Origin of the sequence: Rhizobium mesoamericanum STM3625, assembly GCF_000312665.1 — a bacterium.
In the GTDB taxonomy this organism is placed as follows: domain Bacteria; phylum Pseudomonadota; class Alphaproteobacteria; order Rhizobiales; family Rhizobiaceae; genus Rhizobium; species Rhizobium mesoamericanum.
Window position 1 is genome coordinate 1 of the sequence record NZ_HF536775.1, and the last position, 4,633, is coordinate 4,633.

At 54.5% G+C, this 4,633-nt stretch carries 3 protein-coding genes and 2 pseudogenes; 3 read left to right on the plus strand and 2 right to left on the minus strand.

Translation table 11 applies throughout. From position 1 onward, the window contains the following. Window positions 1–322: 322 nt before the first annotated feature. A complete protein-coding gene (locus tag BN77_RS28090) occupies window positions 323–2,041 on the minus strand; it encodes a two-component system VirA-like sensor kinase (protein WP_062373119.1) in 1,719 nt (572 codons plus the stop codon). 978 nt (window positions 2,042–3,019) lie between these two features. Continuing rightward, window positions 3,020–3,262, minus strand: a complete 243-nt coding sequence (locus tag BN77_RS31615; RefSeq protein ID WP_007538679.1) for a site-specific integrase — start codon at window positions 3,260–3,262, stop codon at window positions 3,020–3,022. 35 nt (window positions 3,263–3,297) lie between these two features. On the opposite strand from BN77_RS31615, the pseudogene tnpA reads away from it, so the two are divergent. The 3 genes and pseudogenes from tnpA to BN77_RS28110 form a co-directional block, all read left to right on the plus strand. Then, a pseudogene (gene tnpA, locus BN77_RS32760) lies at window positions 3,298–3,717 on the plus strand (IS66-like element accessory protein TnpA). Beyond that, the gene (gene tnpB / locus BN77_RS28105) at window positions 3,698–4,048 is read left to right on the plus strand and encodes an IS66 family insertion sequence element accessory protein TnpB (RefSeq protein WP_007538681.1); all 351 of its coding nucleotides are present in this window, start codon (window positions 3,698–3,700) and stop codon (window positions 4,046–4,048) included. Before tnpA ends, tnpB begins: the two are co-directional and overlap by 20 nt. A gap of 52 nt (window positions 4,049–4,100) precedes the next feature. After that, window positions 4,101–4,633, plus strand: a pseudogene (locus BN77_RS28110) (transposase domain-containing protein); the annotation flags it as partial.

Genomic DNA, 4,633 nt, shown 5'->3' on the forward strand with positions numbered 1-4,633 from the left:
ACTATAATATCCTCCTTGCCTTGCTGCGCAGGCGTATCGACGATGATCGCCTGATCGCTTGGTAAACAGGATGCTTAAGGCCGGTTATCTTGAAGAATGGACGTTCCACCGAACGTACATTGGCGCTCCACAAGGCGGCGTAGACGCGTCCCGACCTCCCATGGTGTCGGTATGCGGATGACGGGCTGGTGCACTGCCGGACCGAGCAGGAAGCAGAAGCCGTCAAGACGGCGCTTCAGGCAAGGCTGGGCTTTCCGCTTGCGAACGGAAAGAACTTCCTCGCGATAAAGGCGGTAGATGCAGTTGACGCCGGACCGCTCTCCTAAGCAATTGTAGGTAACTCACACTCACACGTTTTGATCTTCATGTGAATCGCATAAGCCATAGCGCTGAAGGACATAGGCTTAGGCAGGAAAAGCGCGGTCATCATGGCATCCCTCGAAGCTGACATCATAAGATCATTCCCGCCAATGATGATGGAGGTTGTCTTGAAAACTGCGTGTAAGGCGGTAGCACTCTTACTGTGGGGAAGAGAGGATTGCTCAACTAGAACCAGATCGGCTTGTTCGCCTTTTGACATCCAATTGTAAAGCTCTTTAAATGCCTCAAAACCCACAGGCTCATACCCCAGATCGGCGATCTTATTTTCGTACACTTCTCGCAAGATAGGATCTGGCTCAACCAGTGCCACAATTTGTCCGCTGCCACGTGGTGTTTTACACCGACCAAACAAAGTGTCCAGGCTGACGGGCTCCTGCGAGGAAGAAGGCAAATAAATGTCGAAGCGGGTCCCTTGCCCAACAGTAGAAGTAACCTTGATGTATCCTGCAAGTTCGCTAACACGGCTGTACACCGTAGCAAGGCCCAGCCCAGTACCGCCCTTTCGAGAGCGTGCTGTAAAGAAAGGCTCATAAATATGGGGGAGCACATCCTCGGGAATACCTTCGCCATTGTCGCTAACAGAAAGGACAACATATTCGCCAGCTGGCATGACATCATGCGCCGAGATTTTCTGTTGAGCTACAAAAGCTCGACCGACGATGACATCGATCTGACCATCGGCGACTATCGCCTGGGAAGCGTTCTTACAAAGATTCATCAGAATGAGCTGAATATCTAGAGGGCTGCCTTCGATAACGCTCGTCTTGTCAACAAACTTGAAATTTAGCTCAATATTGCGTTGCAGTGCCACACGCAATAAGGGGGCAACCTCAATAACAAGTTCTACGACACTAAAAGGCTTTGCCACGCGTCCCACTTTTCGGCTCAGCGTCAAAATTTGATCGATAATTAGCCTTGCTCTGTGGGACGAGGATATAATTTGATCAACGTATGTTCTAGTAACAGCTGAGCGCCGCAGCGCGGTTCGCGCTGTTTCAGCATACCCGAGGATTCCTCCCAAAATATTATTGAATTCATGGGTTATTTCACCGACAAGCGCGCCAACGGCCTGCAGACGTTCCGCATGCTCTAATCGCCTCTTCAGGATGTTGCATTCAGTCCGTTTGCGTTGGATGTCGATATACTGGCAGAGCCAGGCGGTGGCGAGTTCAAGAAGCTGAATTTCACTTGAACAAAAGCGCGGACGATGTCCGTCGTAGCCTAGGCAACTAACAGCGATTAGCTGATTGGAGACCCGGACCGCTAGCAGCATACAAAGGCCCGGAGTTTCCTTAGGAAAGCAACCAGTCTCTCGAGCAGGTAGAACGCGGACTATCGGCCTATGTTCGTCAGCCTCGACGAGAGAGGTTATCTCGTGTAGCCGAACATCGTCCCAAGACGAGGAGAGATTTGCTGCGAAGCTTTCGATAACCTCTTTGTCACCATACTCGACCAACGCTAGCGCGCAACGATCAGCATCAAAAAAGCGCTCAACAATTCTAAGCGCTGCTTGGGCGGACGATTTTAGGCAAGACGCTGTTGGCCCACCTTCCTCGAAACAAACCCTAATCTGTCGGACTAATTTTTCGAAATCCAACCAAGGCCTCGTGCCTGCCTTAAAGTTTCGCCGAGACTGTGAATAGCTTCCGTTTATCCGCATTCATTTCCCCGTGTAACGCTCGGTTCTACTCTGGTGACGCGCTTAGCGTCCCGCGCGTTGCTGGAAACCACGAGCGTCGAATCAGTTCGTTCCAAAAAACACACAGCCATGGCATCACGATGGCTGTTGCCAGTTTTAGGCGAAGTTGTTGGCTTCGCGCTGCGGTTGGGAAATTTAAGATGTCGGCATGTCCCCGTTTTAGGACTGAGAAGATATCCTGCCAATGGACCGGCGTCGACTAGATTTAGGGCCCCGGCGGTTTTGTGTACGCCAAGTGGCGCGGTGTGAGCAACCGGCGGAACCGCGAAGCTTTTAATCTTGCGGCAGCGTTGGAGCCGGTGGTCACATATAGAGACGGTGGATGACGACCTTGGTCGTTGGTCGGCGGCCTGCCTCGCTGCGAACTTGCAAACGTCAGCAAAAGCCGGAATGTGTCCCTGTAACCCGCGATCGTGTTCGGGCTCGCATTGACCTGCTCAGTCAGCCTCTCGGTAAAAAAGCGCTGAACCAACGTCGGTAGGCGTGACGGTTTCATTGGCGCGCCTCCCGTCTCAAAGAAAGCTCTGCCCTTCGGGATGCCAGCTCCAAAAGCTCGGGGATCGCTTTAATATACCAGTAGGTGTGGGATGCGCTCTCATGGCCAAGGATCGTCGTGAGCTTGATCATTTCCTTGTTGGGGTCCAGTCCTTCTCGGTACCAATCGATCATCGTTTGAACAGCGAACGTGTGACGCAAGTCATGGATTCGTGGCCCAACGCCATGTTTCTGATCGCTGAGGCCAGCGAAGCCCGATGGCCTGAGAGACCAAGGCGAAGTTATGACGCGCCGCGCAGCCGCTGATACGCCTTGCATGATCGTCAACTAAGAGAGGGACGGGCAGATCTTCACAAAGCCGGTCGCGCTCTCGAGCATAGGTTGAAGCCGTTGCGCGGCGCTTGAGCTGAACGGGACGATGCGCTGCTTTCCCGATTTGCCGTTTCAGATTGTAATGATGTCTTGCGTGAAGTCGACATCGTCGCGGTCAAGCGTCAAGGCCTCGCTGATGCGAAGACCTGTGACAGCCATCAGCCCAAAGAGCGTAGGATAGGTCAGGCGCCGAATGCCGTTCACCGAAGGAAGCCTGGAAGCCTGGTGAAGGATTTGGCCGATCTCGATGGAAGAGTAGATGATGGGTAAGCGCGAATTTCTGCCCACCTTCTGAAGCTCAGTGCTCTGATGCATGAAGTGTCCACAAAAAAATAGGTGGACACCAAATCATGGATGATACTCCTAAACTGCAGGTGCGGCTTGTTGGTCGTGACGGCCGCCGTCGATATGACCCCGCTTCGCGAGATCAGCTCGTCGCAGCGTGATTAGAGCCCGGCGTTTCGGTCTCCCGACTGGCGCGGGAACACGACGTGAATGTCAATCTCGTTCGGAAGTGGATAAAGAAGGCCAAAGAGGAGCGTCCATTGCCTTTGGTTTCCGCGTTCGTCCTGATTCAGATAGCTACGGATATGCACTCGTCTTCTGCCAGCGGTCCACTGACTAAGGTGGAGCCGGTCGGCAAGCGATCTCATGCATCCAAGCTGAGCGCGGTGCTGCCGAACGGGGTCAGCCTGACGCTGGAATGCAGCGATGTCGATGGCTTGGCGGCAATCATAGGAGCGTTGGGTCATGTTCAGGCTGGGCGCTGACCTCAAGGTCTACCTCCATCGGGAGCCGATCGACTTCCGCGCGGGCATCAACAGCCTTGCTGTCCTGGTCCAGGAGACGATGGCGCTGGATCCCTTTGCTCCTGCGGTTTTTGCCTTTTGCAATCGCCGTCGTGACCGGATGAAGCTCTTGTTCGACCGGTCCGGCTTTGTGCTAATCCTGAAGCGGTTGACCGAGGACAAGTTCCGATGGCCCCGTCGCGAGATGCCGGTGGTCACGCTGACGACAGAGCAACTGCATTGGATCCTCGATGGCATCGATATCGATGCGATGATCCGCCATCCCGTGCGGCAGTATCAGATTGCCGGCTGAGGATGGCGAATTGCGATTGACGCGCGGGGGGCGGTTCAGATTCAAGAATCTGATGACTCGCACCGGCGAACCGAGCATTGCAGAACTGATGGCGCAATTGGCAGCCAATGCTGCCGAAATCGCGGCGCTCAAAGCCGAGAAGGAAGCGCTCTCGCAGCGGGTCGTCAAGCTTGAGGAGGAGCTGGCGCTTGCAAAGCTGCATCGCTTTGCACCCCGCAGCGAAAAGCACATTGATCGTCTCTTCAATGAGGCCGAAGAGGCTGCGGTCGAGGATGACAGCGAGGAAGGCGATGTTATCGAGCTTCCGGACACTGGCCTGCCAGCGATAGAGGGTCAGACGGGAAAGAAGCGTGGACGCAGACCTCTGCCGGAAGATCTACCGCGCGAGCGTGTTGAGTATGACCTGCCTGAGGATCAGAAGTCATGTCCCTGCTGCCAAGGTCAAATGCATCGTATGGGCGAGGCCGTTACCGAGCAGCTGCATATGAGGTCAAGGCAAAGGTCCTGCAGAATGTGCGGTTCAAGTACGCTTGCCGCCATTGCGACCGCACCGGGATCAACACGCCTGTCGTAATCGCGCCCATG

Bases quoted from the DNA above. Each gene is read 5' to 3' on its own strand.
- tnpB (WP_007538681.1), top strand. From the start codon at position 3,698: ATGTTCAGGCTGGGCGCTGACCTCAAGGTCTACCTCCATCGGGAGCCG.
- BN77_RS28090 (WP_062373119.1), bottom strand. From the start codon at position 2,041: ATGCGGATAAACGGAAGCTATTCACAGTCTCGGCGAAACTTTAAGGCA.
- BN77_RS31615 (WP_007538679.1), bottom strand. From the start codon at position 3,262: ATGCATCAGAGCACTGAGCTTCAGAAGGTGGGCAGAAATTCGCGCTTA.